Source organism: Ruegeria sp. BB1, from assembly GCF_056539465.1.
This window is the reverse complement of the sequence record NZ_JBQFVB010000001.1, coordinates 1,290,578-1,309,719: the sequence shown is the minus strand read 5'-3', so window position 1 is coordinate 1,309,719 and position 19,142 is coordinate 1,290,578. Positions and strand designations below refer to the sequence as shown.

Genomic DNA, 19,142 nt, shown 5'->3' with positions numbered 1-19,142 from the left:
TCCTTTGTTGCCGCACCTCTACCTACAAAGCCCCGCCGATGCCAGTGCTGAACAGCCTGACTTTGGCGGGGCACAGGTTGCGTTATGTGCAATCAGTTTGTGTGCAGTATCTTGAGGGCAGACAGAAGGTTCGCCTTGTCATCCGTCCACGGAACCTGACCGTCGGTGACCAAAGGCTCCCACTTGGCGGTATCGATGAACGATTCGATGCGATTTTTGTCTCGGCTCAGGATGACGACATGCGTGTCAGACGCGCCGGTTTTTTCTTCTTCCTCGGTGGCATCGTCCATTTGAAGTGCCGCGTGCAGGTTCAGCGCTGCTGCGGCTCGCGCCAGTTGCGGTGAAAGATCGTAATACTGGTTCGAGATATGGAAGACCAACGTGCCATCCTGATCCAGATGGTTCAGATAGACCTCGATTGCCTCCTGCGTGATCAGGTGGAGCGGTATCGCGTCGGAACTGTAGGCGTCCAGCACCATGATATCAAAGTCGAACTTTTGATATTCCAGAACGATCCGGGCGTCGCCCAGATGGGTGGTCGTGTCCGGCGCACATGTGGACATATAGGTGAACAGTTCAGGGTCGCGTGCAATGCGATCAACGGTTTGGTCGATCTCAAAGAAATCCCACGTCTGATGCGGTTGCCCATAGCAAGCCAACGCACCGGTCCCAAGGCCGACAATTGCGATATTGTCCGAGTTCTGGCCGTATTCCGATGTCAGGATTTCGGCCATTGGCCCGTTCGGATGATAATACGAGGACCCAACCGGCCGCGTACCAGGCGGTGTTTGCCTTTGCCAGCCGTGTACGGTGGTTCCGTTCTTGTAGACCCGGAATTCTTTAAAATCATAGACGGCGTGGGTTCCGAAAAAGCTGCGATCGCGGAAATAGACCTGAGTCTTCGAGATCAAGTTCGGTGCCAAAACGATCAGCAAAACTGTCGCCAATCGGGTCGGGGCATTTCTAAAGGCCAGTAGCACTGCGGCAACAAGTGAGGACGCCACCAAGATACCAAGTGTGCGAGAGTCGAACACGAGGCTGAAGCGCAGTGCGCCTGTCACGAACAACAGCGGAATCGACGCAATGATTCCCATGGCAACGTGACGGATACTGAAAGTACCTGCGTGCAGCAGAAACAGTCCACCGGTCGTAATGAGTGTCAGGGCGAATTCGATCTCGCGGTCAAAGAAGACCGGCGCAATGATCGAGTTGAACAGGCCTCCACAAGCCCCTCCAACCGAAAGCGCCAGATAGAAGACGGTCAGATGCTCGGCTGGTGGCCGAAGTTCATACAGAAGCCTATGCGCAAACAGGGCTACCAGAAAGAGGATCGGAACATACAGCATCATCAACGCCAAGGCCTTGTGCGTCGGTGCAACCTTGGACAGCAGGACCACGGCGATTGCCAGCGCGATCAAAACCGGAACTTTCAGACTATCCAGGGTGACGCGACGCCATTTGGTAAAAGCGAGAATGAAGGTCAGGATATATGTCGCCAGTGGCAGAACCCAGATTAGCGGGATGGCACCAAGATCGATGCTGAGCTTGGTTGTTGTGGCCAGCATCAGGGATGACGGAATGAATGCAATGAACACCCAAGTGGAAATTGTCTTGATGCTCAGGGCGCTGCCTGTCGTTTGCGGTTCATGTACGGCGACAGGTTCGGTTCCACCCCGAAGGGCAAACACACCACTGACGGCCATAAGAATACCAAACACGACAAATCCGACGGACCAGAACAGGCTGATGTCTTGCGCACCAAAGAATGGATCGGCCATCAGTGGGAACGCCAACAGGGCCAGCAGCGATCCAACATTGCTGGCTGCGTACAGAAAATATGGATCGTTGGCTGATGGACCGCCAGAGCGCGAATACCAGGCCTGAAGAAGCGGTGCATTTGCGGACAGCACTGCAAATGGAACACCGACCCCTGCCGCAAACAGAATCAGCGTTTGAAGGGCAATAGATTGCGAAGAATCGAATCTCCAGCCTTCTTGCGTGGCCAAGGGCAAAAAGCTGAGGGCGATCAGCCAAAGGGCCAGATGTGTAACAAGTTGCCAACGCAGGCTAAACCACCGGGTCAGGATGTGGGCGTACAGATATCCCATGATCAACATAAGTTGGAAAAACAGCATAGCTGTTGTCCAAACCGCCGGAGCACCGCCGATTTTGGGCAAGACGAGTTTTGCGAAAAGCGGTTGAACAAAAAACAGAAGGCTGGCGCTGACAAAAATTGTCGCGCAAAAACTGATGACCGGAGCATAATAGCGCCAATTTTCAGTCGGTTGAGATACGTTTGAAACGGACACAATGAAACTCCGGCATTAGATTGCGGTTCAGCCCTAGCGACGGAATAAGACTATTTTGCGGCTGATATGTGCAAACTCTTACCGGAAACGTGGAATTGTTCACGATTTGTCATCGGTCGCGGCGGGCCCATTGAAACCCATTTAATTCGCTACCGGCAAAGCCTCGCCGATGCCGGAGATGTGATTGCCACCCGGTTCAAAACTGTGAACACTGCGCCCAAATTCATTAGGAGATCAATGAGATGCGTAAACTTTTTTTGACAGCCGCTTTTGTATTTGGGGGGACCGTCGCAGCGATGGCAGACGATATCATCAAGGTAAACACAGCTAAATCCGTGCCCGAGGTAATGGATGCACTTGAAGCCGCCGTTGGCAATGCAGGCGCGACCGTATTTGCGCGCGTCGATCACGCGGCTGGTGCGGAAAAGGTCGGGCTGAGTATCCCAGCCAATCAGGTGCTGATCTTCGGCAACCCGGCGCTGGGAACGCCCGCGATGCAGATCGACCCGCGGGCGGGATTGTTCCTGCCACTGAAAGTTCAAGCCTATGAGGATGAAAACGGTCAGGTTTGGCTGGCTTATGAAGACCCGAAAGAGACCATGGATGAGCTTGACGCCGTCGAGAATTCTCCGGTCATCGAAAAGATGCGCGGTGCGTTGGCCAAACTGACTTCGGTCGCGGCTCAATAACATCAGGAATGCGCCAGCTGCACTTCTTGCTGGCGCATTTGGGCCCGCTCTAGTTGCTCAGGGTGGCCAGGGCCTCTTTCAGATCGAGGGCTCCGTCATAGAGCGCCCGACCAGAAATCGCCCCGTTCAATTCGACTCCGCAATCGCGCAGGGCGATGAGATCATCCAGCGAACTGACACCTCCCGAGGCAATGACCGGGATTGAGACGGCGCGGGCCAGATCGGCGGTTGCTTCAATATTCGGGCCCTGCATCGCGCCATCGCGGTTGATGTCTGTGTAGATGATGGCTGCGACGCCTGCATCCTCGAAACTGCGGGCCAGATCGGTGACCTGAACATCGGTCTCTTCGGCCCAACCCTTGGTGGCGACAATACCGTTCCGCGCGTCAATGCCCACAGCGACCTTGCCGGGGAATGCCTTTGCTGCTTCACGCACCAGATCGGGGTTTTCCACTGCAACCGTACCCAGAATTACGCGAGCGAGGCCCTTTTCGATCCAGGTTTCGATTGTGGCCATGTCGCGAATGCCGCCACCCAACTGCGCGGGCACGTTGCAGGCTTTCAGAATGGCCTCGACCGGCGCGGCATTGACTGGCTCACCCGCAAAAGCGCCGTTCAGATCGACAAGATGCAGCCACTCGCACCCGGCCTCGACAAAGGCGCGGGCTTGCGCGGCCGGATCGTCGTTGAACACGGTGGCCTTGTCCATTTCACCGCGCAGCAGGCGCACGGCCTGGCCGTCTTTGAGGTCGATGGCGGGGTAGAGGATCATGTCGGGCGGCCCTATATCTTGGTCAGTCGCGCGGGATATCGCACAGTCAGGGCAGGGGATGCAACGCGACGCAAAGTCATTCTTGCCCGAAGCCGGTCACCGGGCCAGAGTGATCGCAACACAGGGAGAGCATTATGAAGAAATTTCTACTTGCAGCAGGTTTAGCCACCATGGCGACCACCGCCTTTGCGGCTGACCCGGTTGATGGGCTGTGGAAGACCCAGCCGGGGGATACGGGCGGCTATCTGCATGTAACCATTGCGGAATGTGGCAGTGCGATTTGCGGCACAATTGACAGCGCCTTCGACGGTGATGGCAACCAGCAGTTGGAATATGAAAACCTAGGCAAACAGATCATCTGGGATATGGTGCCCGAGGGGGATGGTCAGTACGACAGCGGAAAAATCTGGGCGCCAGACCGCGACAAGACCTACAACTCGAAAATGACACTGGACAGTCAGAATGAGCTGACTGTCAAAGGCTGTGTTGCTGGTGGTCTGGTCTGCCGTGGGCAGACCTGGACGCGGGTTCAGTAACCGTTCAGGGCATCCAGGTCAGGAAGTTTCCGATCATGCGTAGGCCCACGTCCTGGCTTTTCTCGGGGTGGAACTGCATGCCAACCATTGTGTCGCGGCCAATCACGGCCGTGACCTCTTGGCCATAGTCCACAAAAGCCAACCGCTCTGCCGGGTCTGTTACCCGAAAATGGTAGGAGTGGACGAAATAGACATGATCACCTGTTTTGACGCCACTGAACACTGGGTGATCGCTTTCCAGCACCAGATCGTTCCAACCCATATGGGGCACCTTCAGCGCATCGTCCGAGGGTTCGATCCGCAGCACATCACCGGCCACCCAATCCAGGCCGTCGGTCTCGGTGTATTCATGACCTTTTGAGGCCATCAGCTGCATCCCGACGCAGATGCCAAGAAACGGGCGACCTTTTTGTTCCACCGCCTCGACCATCGCGTCATAGATGCCCTTGTGGCCGCGCAGTTCAGACGCGCAGGCTGGAAAGGCGCCGTCACCGGGCAGAACCAGACGGTCGGCCCGCGCCACAACATCCGCGTCCGAGGTCACTACGACCTGACCGGCATCCATTTCGCGCGCCATGCGCTGAAACGCCTTTTCGGCCGAGTGCAGGTTGCCGCTTTCGTAGTCGATAATGGCCGTGAGCATTTACAGCGCGCCCTTTGTCGACGGAATCGCATCGGCCTTGCGCGGGTCAGTCTCAACCGCCAGACGCAGGGCGCGGGCGACGGCTTTGAACGCGGCCTCGGCAATGTGGTGGCTGTTGAAGCCGTGCAACTGGTCGATGTGCAACGTGATGCCGCCATGGGTGCTGAGCGCCTGAAAGAACTCGCGTACTAGTTCGGTGTCGAACGCGCCGATCTTGGGCGTCGGCAGGTCCACGTTCCAGATCAGGAACGGACGGCCCGACAGATCCAGCGCACACCGCACCTGGGCGTCATCCATGGGCAGGTGGCATTCGCCATAGCGGCGGATACCTTTCTTGTCGCCTAGGGCCTGGGTCAACGCCTGACCCAGCGCGATGCCGGTATCCTCGACCGTGTGGTGGTCGTCGATGTGATAATCACCCTTGGCGCGGATCGTCATGTCGATCAGCGAATGGCGCGCCAGCTGGTCCAGCATATGATCGAAGAAACCGACGCCGGTCTGGTTGTCATAGGTGCCGGTGCCGTCCAGATTGACCTCGACCGATATTTCGGTCTCGGCGGTTTGACGGCTGATCTTTGCGCTGCGCATGGGCGAATTCCTTTTGCTACAGGCGCGCTTATAGACGGGGATGGCCCGCCTTATCCAGACCAAGCGTGGCATTCACCGCAAACTGTTGCAGGGGATTGCGCCCGGTCGCGGCCCATGCCAGCCTGCAGGAAACTGAACCAACAAGGCACGGCCCATGTCCACTTGCGTTTTCATCCAGATTCGCTGCAAACCCGGCTCTACCTACAAGGTGGCCGAGGAAATCGCCCTGCGCGAAATCCATTCTGAGCTGTATTCGACCAGCGGTGAGTTTGACCTGCTGCTGAAGCTTTACATCCCCGAGACCGAAGATGTAGGCCATTTCATCAATGAAAACCTGCTGGTGATTCCCAACATCGAACGGTCGCTGACCACGATGACGTTCAAGGCGTTTTAACCAAGCTCAAAGGTCGTGACGCCAAAGATGCGGCTCAGATCGATGTCTGGTTCGTAGTCTGAATACATCCGGGCTGTTTCGAACACCTTGTCCAACCCAAGTTCATCGGCCAGCGCGAACGCTGATGGGTTGGGTTGAGGCATGTCCACGAAGACCTCATGCTCATTGTGATCCTCAGGGATTGCAGTCAGAATTGCGGCCAGCAAAGCCCTTGCGATGTCGGAGTTATCCGCAAACAGGGGGCCAACCTTATACCCAGTGAGGCAGGGGCGAAGTGTTGCGTACCCTCTGATTCTGCCGTTCTCGGTAAAGACTTTCGATACGTGGCTATAGGCACTCAGCCAGTCGCCCAGAAACAAGTCGCGTGGCGCGGGAAACAGTTCGCGATCATAGTCTTTCAAGGCGTCGGATGCTTGGGTCAGATCGGTGATTTGATCGTTCTGTCTGGTTCCCAGCTTAGCCAACATCCGACTTTTCGTGCCGGCAAAACGATAGTTGTTATAGGCAAAGGTAAAGCCGGACTTGCGGTAATTGTCCTGTTGCTCGACCACGCCATCCAGCCCCATATTGCGCCCGGTACAATGGGCCAACGCATGCTGAGCGATCTCAAGCCCGTGGCCATGGTGGCGAAACTCGGGTTTGACGATATAGAACCCCAGGAATGCGAAGGTTTCGTCGTAATTTACCGCTGATACCGACGCGATCATCTCGCCATTCAGAAACCCACCCAGAAACCCATCCGGGTCTGTCGTGCGAAAGCACTCGGCATCATGTTTGCCCGGATTCCACCCTTCGCGACCGGCCCAATCCACGGCGTGTTCGACTTCGGCGGCAGTAAGGGGGCGAATGACATAGTCCGACATTGGCGAATTCCGTGCATGATTGAAATCACGGCCAGAATGGCGCAACGCTTACGAAGAAACCAGTGTGTTTGAATGGGTTTGTATCTGGAGCGGGCGAGGCGATTCGAACGCCCGACCCTAACCTTGGCAAGGTTATGCTCTACCCCTGAGCTACGCCCGCATCAGATACATATGTTGGTCCGAAGACCTCTCAATGGAGCGGGCGAGGCGATTCGAACGCCCGACCCTAACCTTGGCAAGGTTATGCTCTACCCCTGAGCTACGCCCGCGCCGTTGAGTGAGGAGGGATGTATAAATTCCCACGCGGGCCTGCAAGCAGAAAAAGACAAAAAGGCGGAAAAATCTTTCGACGGAAACCCCGCCGCCGCACGTTCAAACCACAGAGCATTATAAAACAAGAGGGTTCGAGGAGAGGAAATGATACGGGTTGCAGATATGAAAATGGCACTGCTGGCTGCACTGATCGTGTTGATGGCCGTGTTCTGTGCGGAAGATGAGGACAAACTGGTCGAGGTTGAGCCGGTCCTAATGAAAGCACCACTGATTGAGACGCAGATATTGGCGGGATAAGCCCCCGCCAGCCGGATCAGAGCGCCAGCACGAGATTTGCAATTGCGGCCACCAGAATGGCCGTGAAGGTTAGCAGCATCCCGATCTGGCGCAGAATCACGATCTGCGGGCTGCGACCGAAGCCATAGGCATGCATCACCCGTCCAGTCAGCAGCGCCAGTCCCAGCAGATTCAGCAGCAGCCCACCCGCGCCTTGCAGTTCGACCATCGCTATCAGCAGCAGGGCAAAGGGTGTGTATTCGACAAAGTTGGAATGCGTCCGCATCACTTTGAGCATGTCCTGATTGCCACCGTCCCCGTAGGAAATCTTGTCGCTGCGACGTTGGCTGATAACCTTGGCGCTTAAGACGACGTACAAAATCGCCAGCAGTGCGGCGTAGATTGGGGTGACGGACAGCATCTTGATCCTCCTTGGCGTAAAAAAGGCCGCCCGGTTCCCCGCGCGGCCCTTGTTAATTTAGAAAGCTAAACCGGTTATTCCAGTTCGACCAGCAGGTCCTTAGCGTCAATCTGGCCTCCGGGCTGCACGTGAACGGCCTTGACCGTCGCGTCGCGTTCGGCGTGGATGCCGGTTTCCATTTTCATCGCTTCGATGGTCAGCAGCATGTCGCCTTCCTTGACCTGCTGACCAGCTGTGACGGCGACAGTGGCCACAACACCTGGCATCGGTGCGCCGACATGGTCGTGGTTGCCCGCCTCGGCCTTGGGCCGCGCCTGCGTGGTCGAAGTGACCATGCGGTTCGGTACCCGGATCACGCGGGGCTGGCCGTTCAGTTCGAAGAAGACTTTGACCTCGCCCTTTTCATCCGTATCGCCGATGGCCTGACAGCGGATTTCCAGTGTCTTGCCCGGGTCGATCTCGGCAGTGATCTCTTCGCCTGGCTCCATGCCATAGAAGAACGTGCGCGTGGGTAGGGTGCGGACTGGACCATAGACGCGGTGACGGCCCATGTAGTCCAGGAAGACCTTGGGATACATCAGGTAGCCGTTCAGATCCTCGTCATCGACCTCTTTGCCTTCCAATTGCTTGGACAGCTCGGCGCGGGTGGCTTCCAGATCAACCGCCGGCACGTCCTTGCCCGGGCGGTCGGTGTTCGGGGCCTCGTCTTTTAGCACCTTCTTGATGATGGTGTCCGGGAACCCTCCAGGAGGCTGACCCAGATTGCCACGCATCATGTCGACGACCGAGTCGGGGAAGGCCACGTCAGAATCCGGGCTTTCCACATCGTCACGTGTCATGTTCTGACTGACCATCATCAGCGCCATGTCACCGACGACCTTGGATGACGGGGTTACTTTCACGATATCACCGAACATCTGGTTCACGTCCGCATACATCTGCGCCACTTCGTGCCAACGCTCTTCAAGGCCGAGGCTGCGCGCCTGTGCCTTGAGATTGGTGAACTGACCACCTGGCATTTCGTGCAGATACACCTCAGACGCGGGGGCTTGAAGGCTGGACTCAAAAGCCGCGTACTGGCCGCGCACTGCCTCGAAGTAATCGCTGATCTCCCGGATTGCCTTGATATCCAGCCCGGTGTCGCGCTCGGTATGGCGCAACGCTTCGACCACAGTGCCCAGCGTTGCCTGCGAGGTGTTGCCGCTGAAGCTGTCCATCGCGCAATCCACCGCGTCCACACCGGCCTCGGATGCGGCCAGAATGGTGGCGCTGGCGATGCCGGCGGTGTCGTGCGTGTGGAAGTGGATCGGTAGCCCGACCTCTTCTTTCAGCGCCCGGATCAGAATCTTGGCCGAGGCCGGTTTCAGCAAACCTGCCATGTCCTTCAGGCCCAGAACGTGTGCCCCTGCATCGCGCAACTCTTTCGCCATGCCGACATAGTATTTCAGGTCGTACTTGGAGCGATCCGGGTCCAGAATGTCACCGGTATAGCAAACGGTGCCTTCGCAGATTTTGCCATTCTCGACCACTGCATCCATCGCAACGCGCATGTTCTCGACCCAGTTTAGCGAGTCGAACACGCGGAACACGTCGATATTCTTGGACGCCTGACGTACGAATTCCTGTACTACATTGTCGGGATAGTTGGTGTAGCCAACCCCGTTCGCCCCGCGCAGCAGCATTTGGGTCATCAGGTTCGGCATCGTTTCGCGCAGGTCACGCAGGCGCTGCCACGGGCATTCCTGCAAGAAGCGATAGGCCACATCGAAAGTTGCGCCGCCCCAGCATTCGACGCTGAACAGTTGTGGCAGGTTGGCCGCATAGGTCGGTGCCACCTTGATCATGTCGATTGAGCGCATCCGGGTGGCCAGCAGCGACTGGTGGCCATCACGCATAGTGGTGTCGGTGATCAGCAGCTGACGCTGCGCCTTCATCCAATCGGCCACAGCCTGCGGGCCCTTTTGCTCCAGCAGATTGCGGGTGCCCATTTGCGGCTCGGCCTTGGGCGCGGGGGCTTTGGCTTCCTTTAGATCAGCGCGCGGGGCGGGACGATCTGCGGTCTCGGGATGCCCGTTCACGGTGATATCCGCGATATAGGTCAGAACCTTGGTGCCGCGGTCGCGACGACGCTTGAAGGTGAACAGGTCCGGCGTCGTGTCGATGAATTTGGTGGTGTATTCATTCGACAGGAAGGTCGGGTGTTTCAGCAGGTTGATGACAAAGTCGATATTGGTGCTGACGCCGCGAATACGGAACTCGCGCAGGGCCCGGTCCATCCGGGCAATCGCCGCGTCGGGCGTTGGGGCCTTGGCGGTCACCTTTGTCAGCAACGAGTCATAGTACCGCGTAATCACGCCACCCGCATAAGCCGTGCCGCCATCCAGACGGATACCCATACCCGTGGCCGAGCGATAGGCGGTGATGCGGCCGTAATCGGGGATGAAGTTGTTCTGCGGGTCTTCGGTGGTGATCCGGGTCTGCAGCGCGTGACCGTTCAGATGCACATCGGCCTGGCTGGCGGCACCTGTGGCCTCGGCCAGGGTTTTGCCCTCGGCGATCAGGATCTGCGCCTGCACGATGTCGATTCCGGTGACTTCTTCGGTGACGGTGTGTTCCACCTGCACGCGCGGGTTCACTTCGATGAAGTAGAACTTGCCGGTTTCCATATCCATCAGGAATTCGACAGTTCCCGCGCATTCATAGTTCACATGGGCGCAGATTTTACGGCCCAGTTCGCAGATTTCCGTGCGCTGTTCTTCGGACAGATACGGGGCAGGGGCGCGTTCCACGACCTTCTGGTTCCGGCGCTGGACCGAACAGTCGCGTTCATAGAGGTGATAGATCTCGCCATGTTTGTCGCCGAGAATTTGCACCTCGACATGGCGGGCGCGGGTGATCATCTTTTCCAGATACCCCTCGCCGTTGCCGAACGCAGCCTCGGCCTCACGGCGGCCTTCCAGAACCTTTTCTTCCAGCTCGTCCTCGGATTCGATCGGGCGCATCCCGCGCCCGCCGCCACCCCAACTGGCCTTGAGCATTAGCGGATAACCGATCTCGGCAGCTTCCTTGCGGATCGCGTCCATATCATCGCCCAGAACCTCGGTCGCCGGGATGACGGGTACGCCCGCCGCGATAGCCACACGTCGAGCGCTGGCCTTGTCACCAAGCGCGCGCATGGTTTCAGCTTTGGGGCCGATGAAGGTGATGCCATTCTGAACGCAGGCATCCACGAAATCGGGGTTCTCGGACAGCAGGCCATAGCCCGGGTGGATCGCGTCCGCGCCGCATTCCTTGGCCACACGGATGATCTCGTCGATGCTCAGATAGGCGGCAACCGGCCCCATCCCCTCGCCGATGCGATAGGCCTCATCCGCCTTAAACCGGTGCAGGCCCAGCTTATCTTCTTCGGCGAAGACAGCGACGGTGCGTTTGCCCATCTCGTTTGCTGCGCGCATCACGCGAATGGCTATCTCGCCGCGATTGGCGATCAGGATCTTGTTGAAGTTGGTCATATCAGGTCCCGGTCTTATTGGTTTGGCCGTATTCATAGGCGGACAATACGCGCTCGTATATCAGTCGTTCTGGGTAGAACCGGCATGTTAACGCTCGCAAACGCCGCTTGGTGGCGCAAACTTACTAGCAATTCTGCGCTGCAGCATCAATTGCTGTGTTGACGCTGCGTAAGTTGATCCAACTTTGCCAAACCCATCTGGCCCATATTCGCCAGCATGTCCTGTCGCAGAATGTCGATGACATGGGCCGGGCCGCGTGACCCAAGGGCAGCCAACCCATAAAGAAAACCCCGCCCCAGCATGACGAAATCCGCCCCAAGCGCCAAAGCTCGCAGAACATCAAGCCCGCCTTCAACGCCACTGTCAAAGATTAGCGGCAAGTCTGTGGCCGCTCGTATGGCGGGAAGCGCGCGAATGCTAGCCGGGGCGCCATCGAACTGCCGCCCACCGTGATTCGAGACCCAGAGCGCATCAACACCGGCTTGTTTCAGGCGAGCCGCGTCTTCGGCGCGCATCACGCCTTTCACAACGAACGGCCCATCCCATGCATCGCGCAACCATTTGACATAGTCCATATCTGGCGATGTGCGCAGCAGGTATCCGATATGCGCCGTGGGGGACAGCGCGCTATTGCCATCGATGTATTTGTCGAGCGTCCTCATTCGCGGCATACCATGTCGCGCCATGCCCAAGGCCCAAGTCGGGCGTTGGGCGATCTGCGCCAGCAAACGTGGCGTCAGTCTGGGTGGATGGGTCAGGCCAGATCGCACCTGCCGTTCGCGCCGCGATGCAACCGGGACGTCAACTGTCAGCACAAGCGTTGAAAACCCGGCGGCTTTGATGCGACCTAACATGTCCGCGCGAATGTCCGGGTCCTTTGGAGGGTAAAGTTGAAACCAGGCGTTTTGACCAAGATGAGGAGCCAGATCCTCGGGGCTTTGGCTGGCGACGGTCGACAAAGTATACGGCAACCCTGCCTTGGCACCGGCGAGGGCCAGCAGTTTCTCAGCATCCGGCCAGATCAGCCCCGACATTCCAATCGGCGCAATACCGAAGGGCAAGGGAAAGTCTTGGCCCAAAAACTGTGTTCTGGTGTCACATTCGATAGGACCGTGCAGGATTGAGGGTAAAAACTCCACATCATCCAGTGCGGCCCTGTTTTTGTGCAGCGTGACCTCGGACCCTGTACCGCTATCCAGATATTCCCAGACGAAATGCGGAACCTTGCGCCGTGCGTGGCGTTTCAGATCGCCAATGCTGGGGAATGAGCTGTACAGGTCCATACGAATTGATCCGACCTACACAGTGATTCTGCAAGGTTTTCAGGCCGCTGATGCCTGAGTTGTCGATTTGGTCGGTTGCTCGGGCTTGCTTTTATTACCCTGTGCCGGATCAGCGCCATTGGCGACCTGCACCTGATTTCGACCCTTGTCTTTGGCCACATACAGGGCGTCATCTGATGCACGCATCAAATCCTGCGGCATAGAACCGTGCGCAGGATAATGGGCAACGCCAACGGAAATCGTGATGCGCGGCAGTGATTTCTCACCATAGCGGACCGAGACAGCCTCGACCGCCTGCCGCAATTGTTCGGCCCGGGTCATGGCGTCTTCGGGGGTGTTGTCGGGCAGGATCAGCATGAATTCCTCACCTCCGATGCGGCAGGCAACCTCGTCCCGGTCACAGCCCTGTTCCAAGGCCGAGCCCACCGAGCGCAGCACCATGTCGCCCGCATCATGACCATAGGTGTCGTTGAATTTCTTGAAGTGATCCACATCCACAGCGATCAGGCTCAGCGGTGCGCCTGTCTGTTGGCTGCGGCTAATGGATTTGCGCAACGTGTCGGTCATATGCCGACGATTGAACAAGCCGGTCAGCGGATCACGGACCGATTGGTCATGCAATTGGTCCCGCATCCGCACGTTTGCAATCGCCATGCTGATTTGTTCTGCACACAGTTGGGCCAGTTTTCTATTGGAATGAAACACTTTTTGGCTGCCTTCATGCGCCCGCAGATGGAGCAGGCCAACTGTTTCGCCATGCGCCAGAATGGGAAAACAGAAATAGGGGCGGCCATCATGGGGTTCGGCATGTTCGCAGACAAAATCAATCTCAGACGCGCCGTATTGGTATGTGCGACCGCGACGCAGACCCCAGCATCCTTCAGGGTGGATATGCGCCTTGTGAGTGCCCCCGTTCCAGCTTGCGCAGCCATCCAGAACATCGCGCGAGTTGGAGTAGACATACACGCTGCCCTCTGCCTCAGGCAGGATGTGGGTCATAAACCTTGAAACCATGTCGAACAGTTCATCCAGAGATCGGCTCGACTGTAGCCATTCATTCAATTCGCCCAACAGGCGTACCTCACGCGCCAACCTAAGTTGTTCATCCATCAGGTTGCGTTCTTTGGCTGATTGCCGTTGCAGCGCGCGTAACTGCAGACGGTTGGTGCGATATGTCACCAATGAGACGCTGGCCAAAGCGAACAGCGCAATGCCGCAAAGGATCGAAAGTGAAACCCTCAGTCGGGTAATAAATGTTGTGCGCAGATCGGTGAAATCGGTAAAAAACTCAATCGCGCCGATGAAGCGTCCGTTTTTTGTGATCGGAACGAACACCTCAGCCACCTGATGTTGCAGGGCGGTACGCGTGCTTTCGGAATGCAGGTCGAGTCCGTCGATCTCAGACAGTGGGAGCGCTTCCTGAATATAATGCGTCATTCCGCGTGCAACATCACTGCGGAAAAAGGCACGCGTTTCGTAGGATCCGATTTCCTCGGGACGTGTTGACCAGACAACGCGCCCGGCCGTGTCGAACATTTTGAACCGATACACATCCGACGCTTCGGGCATCGAAGAAAGAAATTCGGCATCATGCGGGTCGATCTTGCCGGTTTGCAGCGCCGTTTCGGGATCTTTTAGATGCAGAACAACGCGGCGTTTTCACAGTTCGGACTGTTTCAATATGTCAGTTTTCAGCATTCCGTCCACAACCGGTGCCGGAAGAGAATAGACTCCCCAACCTGCGACTGCCGCCAGCGCTATCAACAAAACGGTTATCCCTGCCCATTTTACCCGATGGGCAAGCCGCCCCCGAGCCGTGAGTTTCATATCCCGTCCTCCCGCAATCTGACATCAGCATTGAGGCCAGAGTTTGAGAGAGAGTTAACGAGACCGGCATAGGAGCAGACAAAAAAGTTCGAATTGCTCAGAGCTGTAGCTAAGGATTTGTTTCTTTTTAAGCGAACAAGCCGTGAACAAAGCCTTTCCCTTGCCGCGCATCCGGCGTAGTTTGTGAGGATGAGCAGTTTCGACGAAATGGACGCCTTCGAGGGCGCATCGCTTTCCCAACGTGCTATGGCCCGTCCGCGAGACGGGGGAGGGAATTATTTTAAAGGACTTAATCCAGCACAGGAACAAGCGGTAAGGCAAACTGAAGGTCCGGTTTTAATCCTTGCGGGTGCTGGGACTGGAAAAACCAAGACACTGATGGCCAGAGTGGCACATCTTATTTCTCAGCATCACGCCAAATCTTATCAGATACTTGCAGTTACCTTCACTAATAAGGCCGCGCGTGAGATGGCTGAGCGACTAAGGAAAACGCCGTTTGATTTGGAAGAGCCAGTCCGTTGGATGGGGACTTTTCATTCACTAAGTGCCAAGCTGCTGCGCATCCATGCCGAACTGGTCGAGCTAAATTCAAACTTCACCATTCTGGATACGGACGATCAACTGCGCCTACTTAAGCAGCTGCTTAAGGTAAACAATATAGATGAGAAGCGGTGGCCTCCTCGGATGCTGGCCGGGATTATCGACGATTGGAAAAACCGAGCCCTGACGCCGGACAAAGTGCCCGCCGCCGACGCGGGAGCCTACAACAACAAGGGTATCGAACTTTACGCCCAGTACCAGACCCGCCTGCGTGAGCTGAACGCGGTGGATTTTGGGGACCTGCTCTTGCACATGGTCACGATCTTCCAGACCCACCCGGACGTGCTGGAGAAGTACCAGCGACGCTTCCGTTATATTCTCGTCGACGAGTATCAGGATGCCAACGTTGCCCAGTACCTCTGGCTGCGGTTGCTGGCCGGGGCGCATAAGAACATCTGTTGCGTGGGCGATGATGACCAGTCGATCTATGGCTGGCGCGGCGCCGAGGTGGGCAACATCCTGCGGTTCGAAAAAGACTTTCCCGGCGCTTTTGTCGTCCGGCTGGAACAGAACTACCGCTCGACCCCGCATATTCTGGCGGCGGCGTCGAATGTCATTCGGGGCAATGAAAGCCGGTTGGGCAAAGAGCTTTGGACTAACACGCAAGAGGGCGAAAAGGTGCGTCTGATCGGCCATTGGGATGGCGAGGAAGAGGCGCGCTGGATCGGCGAGGAAATTGACGCGATGCAGGGCGGGACGCGGGGTGTGCGGCCGATGAACCTGGACGAGATCGCGATTCTGGTGCGGGCCTCGCACCAGATGCGGGCGTTTGAGGACCGGTTCCTGACCATTGGCCTGCCTTACAAGGTGATTGGCGGCCCCAGATTCTATGAGCGGATGGAGATCCGCGATGCCATGGCCTATTTCCGGCTGGTGGTCAGCCCCGGTGACGATCTGGCGTTCGAGCGGATTGTGAATACTCCGAAACGCGGCCTTGGGGACAAGGCACAGCAGACGATTCAGATGACAGCGCGCGAGCATGGTGTGTCACTGGTCGAAGGCGCGCGGATTGCAGTCGACAATGGGTTGATCAAGGGCAAGGGCGGTAAGGCGCTGCGCGAGTTGATCGACGGCCTGGCACGGTGGAATGCGATGACGCGTGGGCCTCGGATCGAGGTCGACGACGATTCGGTGATTGATGACGGCACTGCGCCCATGCGGTTCGGCGAGCCAGAAGTTTCACATATCGAACTGGCGCAGATCGTTCTGGATGAATCCGGCTATACCGCACATTGGCAAAACGAAAAAACGCCCGAGGCGCCAGGACGACTGGAAAACCTCAAGGAGTTGGTGAACCAGTTGGGCAACTTCGAGAACCTGCAAGGGTTTCTGGAACATGTCAGCCTGGTTATGGATAACGAGCAGGAGGGTGACGGGGCCAAGGTTTCGATCATGACCCTACACGCGGCCAAGGGGCTGGAGTTTCCCGCCGTGTTCCTGCCCGGGTGGGAAGACGGGTTGTTCCCGTCGCAAAGGTCGATGGACGAATCCGGCCTTAAGGGTCTCGAGGAAGAACGACGGCTGGCCTATGTGGGCATCACCCGCGCGGAAGAAGTTTGTACGATATCCTTCGCCGCCAATCGACGCGTGTTCGGCCAGTGGCAAAATTCGATGCCGTCGCGGTTTATCGACGAACTGCCCGAGGATCATGTTGAGGTGCTGACACCTCCGGGGCTTTATGGCGGCGGTCAGCCTGCGGCGGGAATTGAAACCCGCGCGGCTGAGGCAAATGTTTATAACTCGCCCGGTTGGAAGCGGATGCAAGCGCGGCAGGGGCAGTACGGGATGTCTCAGCCACGCGAAACCCGCAACACGGTGATCGATGCAACCGCGGTCGCCAGCTTCACCCTGGGCGAGCGCGTGTTTCACCAAAAATTCGGCTATGGCGCGGTGATCGGCATCGAAGGCGACAAGGTCGAGGTGGATTTCGAAAAGGCGGGCACCAAAAAGGTGGTCTCGCGGTTCCTGTCGGCCAAGGACGACATACCCTTTTAATCAATAGGAATGTGCCTGACGGCATATGCTCGGTTTTTTTGGGGGCGCCCGGCCATTGCTGCGGCGCCTTGTTTCATTTGTGAAAAAAGAAAAACGGCGGTTCCCAGGGAGGAGGAGGGGAACCGCCGTTCATTTCAACATCAGGGCAGGGAGGAGAAGAGCCCCGATGTATCCGAACCCGGGTTTGATCCCGGTATGTGTAAGTCGCGGCGACACCAGGGAGGAGGAGAGGTATCGCCGCGGGCTTTCAACATCAAGGCAGGGAGGAGAAGAGCCCTGATGTATCCGAATCCGGGTTTGATCCCGGTATGTGTAAGTCGCGGCGACGTCAGGGAGGAGGAAGACGTCGCCGCGCGCTTTCAACACCGGGAAAGGGAGGAGAAGTACCCGGTGTGTCAGTGTCCGGCGTTCAGGGCCGGTATAAGGTGCGGCGATATCAGGGAGGAGGAGAGATATCGCCGCTGAAATACAGATCCTAAAGGGAGGAGGAAGGACCTGATCTCGGTTATGTCAGTGCGCGCTTAGTGCGCGACGTATTCTTCGGCCGCCTGCATTGCCACGCGGCGGATCATCGAACGGTGCAGGCCCAGGTCGGCCAGCTCTCGGTTCGACAGTTCGGACAGTTCATTCACAGTCCGGCGGTAGACCCGGTACCGAACGAATCTGGTTTTTGCAGCCTCAATCAGTGATGCCAGGCCGGTTGCCGGAGCGCCTTTGAGCGCGGTCTGATGTGTTGCTACAGCCATCTGTGTTACCCGATATGTTTTGTCTTTGCCGCTGTGTCTCGGCGTTTGCTTGAGGATGAAGATAAGGAAATGCTGCACATGCACAATAGGTGAACTTGTCAATGCTGCTATGCAGCAAATGCATAGATATCAACGTGTTGGTGTGCTGTTGTCATTTGGGCCTTAAAAACAGGAGTTTTATGAGTGCCTTGCCCACGGTGGCAATCTTCCGAATTTTACTGGTTAGTAAAAATTGCCGCTTCTTTAAGCGCGATGTTTCTAAGTTGAGCATCTTTAAATTAAGGTGCGCCTCTTGCCTCACTAAAAGAGTGTTCCGGTGTGCATGGGAAATCATGGGCGACGCCTGGGAATGCCTTCGCGATTTGCATGGGGAGCCGCAAATGGAAGGTGATTCGTACGGTGGAAGCTGTGAGATTGACCTCTGGGTGATTGAATTTTCAAGAATTTGGAGAATTTTTGGGAATTCATGGGACATGATGTTCAGTGCAAGTTTTTAGCTATATATGGTATTTGGCCTCGATTTCAGTTCTAATTATGGTGTAATGCGGGTGGTTTTCAATTGATTGCCATGCGTCTATATTGCGATTCTTGCTTAAGTACATTGAAGTTTCCTATTGATTTCCATGAATTCCCATGGCATCCCTTGTTTATCCGATGAGGACGAGGCACATGGGGCGCCAAACGACCCCGAACCAATAAAAACAGGTTTCATACAGGCATCTCGCTTTCATCAATCAAGAGATCCGGCGCGCGGGCGAGCAGACATCCCCCCAGGTGGCGCGCGCAGCTGGACATCCCGCAAAGCGGGTCAATGCGGCGGGTTGATCAGTGGCAGCAGATCAACCCGCCGTTTTTCATCCGGGGGGAACGTGAATTTTGGGTGGGGCGCAAGCGAAAGGGACAGTCGTCTTGGCGCGCAGGTTTAGAGGTGAAAGCCACCACAAGGTGGATACGAAGGGCAGGGTGTCGATCCCGGCCTCGTTTCGCCGTGTGCTTGAGGCTTCGGACCCGAACTGGCAGCCCGGTGATACCCCCGAACTGGTGATCGTCTATGGAGATCACCGCCGCAAATTCCTTGAATGCTATACCATGCAGGCGATTGACGAGGTCGATCACAAGATTGACGCGCTTCCGCGTGGTTCGATGCAGCGGAAGATGTTGCAGCGCATGTTCCACGGTCAGTCCTTCCCAACCACCGTGGATGAGACGGGTCGCCTTGTGCTGCCAGCCAAGTTGCGCACCAAGATCGGCCTTGAAAACGAGGCGTTCTTTATTGCCGCGGGTGATACGTTCCAGATCTGGAAGCCTGAGACATATGAGTCTGAAGAGCTGGCAGCCGCCGAAGATTGGCTGGACGAACAGCCCGAGGATTTCGATCCTCTGGAGTTCCTAGATGGCGTCGGGGACGCGTGACG

17 protein-coding genes and 2 tRNA genes are annotated in these 19,142 nt (G+C 56.9%); 6 read left to right on the top strand and 13 right to left on the bottom strand.

The annotated features are described in order from the left end of the window. Positions 1–92: 92 nt before the first annotated feature. Entirely contained in the window at positions 93–2,135 is a 2,043-nt protein-coding gene (locus tag ACR0AL_RS06515; RefSeq protein ID WP_480662372.1) for a fused MFS/spermidine synthase, read from the bottom strand. 416 nt (positions 2,136–2,551) lie between these two features. On the opposite strand from ACR0AL_RS06515, the gene ACR0AL_RS06510 reads away from it, so the two are divergent. Beyond that, a complete protein-coding gene (locus tag ACR0AL_RS06510; RefSeq protein ID WP_480635961.1) occupies positions 2,552–2,998 on the top strand; it encodes a DUF302 domain-containing protein in 447 nt (148 codons plus the stop codon). A gap of 49 nt (positions 2,999–3,047) precedes the next feature. Here the strand turns inward: ACR0AL_RS06510 and hisA are convergent, their stop codons facing one another. Continuing rightward, the gene (hisA, locus tag ACR0AL_RS06505) at positions 3,048–3,770 is read right to left on the bottom strand and encodes a 1-(5-phosphoribosyl)-5-[(5-phosphoribosylamino)methylideneamino]imidazole-4-carboxamide isomerase (protein WP_480646110.1); all 723 of its coding nucleotides are present in this window, start codon (positions 3,768–3,770) and stop codon (positions 3,048–3,050) included. A 134-nt stretch (positions 3,771–3,904) separates the two neighbouring features. Here hisA and ACR0AL_RS06500 point away from each other — a divergent pair, with 134 nt between their 5' ends. After that, complete coding sequence (locus tag ACR0AL_RS06500; RefSeq protein ID WP_480635965.1) at positions 3,905–4,306, top strand: DUF2147 domain-containing protein; 402 nt, start codon at positions 3,905–3,907, stop codon at positions 4,304–4,306. Positions 4,307–4,310: 4 nt separating this feature from the next. Here the strand turns inward: ACR0AL_RS06500 and hisH are convergent, their stop codons facing one another. Together hisH and hisB are read right to left on the bottom strand one after the other, a co-directional pair. Then, positions 4,311–4,949 (bottom strand): imidazole glycerol phosphate synthase subunit HisH, encoded by a 639-nt coding sequence (hisH, locus tag ACR0AL_RS06495; RefSeq protein ID WP_480635967.1) that lies wholly within the window; start codon positions 4,947–4,949, stop codon positions 4,311–4,313. Beyond that, positions 4,950–5,537 carry an imidazoleglycerol-phosphate dehydratase HisB gene (gene hisB, locus ACR0AL_RS06490; RefSeq protein WP_170348018.1) on the bottom strand — a complete coding sequence of 196 codons (588 nt, stop codon included), beginning with the start codon at positions 5,535–5,537 and terminating at the stop codon, positions 4,950–4,952. Between the two features lie 154 nt (positions 5,538–5,691). Between hisB and ACR0AL_RS06485 the strand changes: the two genes are divergently transcribed. Then, positions 5,692–5,931: an Lrp/AsnC ligand binding domain-containing protein gene (locus tag ACR0AL_RS06485; protein ID WP_058280212.1), complete on the top strand. Its 240-nt coding sequence runs from the start codon at positions 5,692–5,694 to the stop codon at positions 5,929–5,931. Here ACR0AL_RS06485 and ACR0AL_RS06480 read toward each other — a convergent pair. The 3 genes from ACR0AL_RS06480 to ACR0AL_RS06470 form a co-directional block, all read right to left on the bottom strand. Next, entirely contained in the window at positions 5,928–6,794 is an 867-nt protein-coding gene (locus ACR0AL_RS06480; protein WP_170348020.1) for a GNAT family N-acetyltransferase, read from the bottom strand. The two genes, ACR0AL_RS06485 and ACR0AL_RS06480, sit on opposite strands and share 4 nt — an antisense overlap. A gap of 85 nt (positions 6,795–6,879) precedes the next feature. Next, positions 6,880–6,954, bottom strand: a tRNA-Gly gene (locus ACR0AL_RS06475). Between the two features lie 34 nt (positions 6,955–6,988). Further along, positions 6,989–7,063: transfer RNA gene (locus ACR0AL_RS06470), tRNA-Gly, on the bottom strand. A gap of 148 nt (positions 7,064–7,211) precedes the next feature. On the opposite strand from ACR0AL_RS06470, the gene ACR0AL_RS06465 reads away from it, so the two are divergent. Beyond that, positions 7,212–7,364 (top strand): hypothetical protein, encoded by a 153-nt coding sequence (locus tag ACR0AL_RS06465; RefSeq protein WP_480662370.1) that lies wholly within the window; start codon positions 7,212–7,214, stop codon positions 7,362–7,364. Between the two features lie 16 nt (positions 7,365–7,380). Here ACR0AL_RS06465 and ACR0AL_RS06460 read toward each other — a convergent pair whose 3' ends face one another. From ACR0AL_RS06460 to ACR0AL_RS06440, 5 genes are all read right to left on the bottom strand, one after another. Then, positions 7,381–7,764, bottom strand: a complete 384-nt coding sequence (locus ACR0AL_RS06460) for an MAPEG family protein (RefSeq protein ID WP_170348022.1) — start codon at positions 7,762–7,764, stop codon at positions 7,381–7,383. A gap of 74 nt (positions 7,765–7,838) precedes the next feature. Beyond that, entirely contained in the window at positions 7,839–11,276 is a 3,438-nt protein-coding gene (locus ACR0AL_RS06455) for a pyruvate carboxylase (RefSeq protein ID WP_480662368.1), read from the bottom strand. 146 nt (positions 11,277–11,422) lie between these two features. Next, on the bottom strand, positions 11,423–12,559 hold the full coding sequence (locus ACR0AL_RS06450) for an alpha-hydroxy acid oxidase (protein WP_480662366.1): 1,137 nt from the start codon (positions 12,557–12,559) through the stop codon (positions 11,423–11,425). Between the two features lie 39 nt (positions 12,560–12,598). After that, positions 12,599–14,203 carry a sensor domain-containing diguanylate cyclase gene (locus tag ACR0AL_RS06445; protein ID WP_480662548.1) on the bottom strand — a complete coding sequence of 535 codons (1,605 nt, stop codon included), beginning with the start codon at positions 14,201–14,203 and terminating at the stop codon, positions 12,599–12,601. 15 nt (positions 14,204–14,218) lie between these two features. Beyond that, positions 14,219–14,386 (bottom strand): hypothetical protein, encoded by a 168-nt coding sequence (locus tag ACR0AL_RS06440; RefSeq protein WP_480646112.1) that lies wholly within the window; start codon positions 14,384–14,386, stop codon positions 14,219–14,221. A gap of 189 nt (positions 14,387–14,575) precedes the next feature. Between ACR0AL_RS06440 and ACR0AL_RS06435 the strand changes: the two genes are divergently transcribed. After that, positions 14,576–16,981 carry an ATP-dependent helicase gene (locus tag ACR0AL_RS06435; protein ID WP_480646115.1) on the top strand — a complete coding sequence of 802 codons (2,406 nt, stop codon included), beginning with the start codon at positions 14,576–14,578 and terminating at the stop codon, positions 16,979–16,981. A 521-nt stretch (positions 16,982–17,502) separates the two neighbouring features. On the opposite strand, the gene ACR0AL_RS06430 is transcribed toward ACR0AL_RS06435, so the two are convergent. Further along, positions 17,503–17,727: a DUF1127 domain-containing protein gene (locus tag ACR0AL_RS06430; RefSeq protein WP_170374516.1), complete on the bottom strand. Its 225-nt coding sequence runs from the start codon at positions 17,725–17,727 to the stop codon at positions 17,503–17,505. A 909-nt stretch (positions 17,728–18,636) separates the two neighbouring features. Here ACR0AL_RS06430 and mraZ point away from each other — a divergent pair. Further along, a complete protein-coding gene (gene mraZ, locus ACR0AL_RS06425; protein ID WP_170348028.1) occupies positions 18,637–19,140 on the top strand; it encodes a division/cell wall cluster transcriptional repressor MraZ in 504 nt (167 codons plus the stop codon). Positions 19,141–19,142 lie beyond the last annotated feature (2 nt).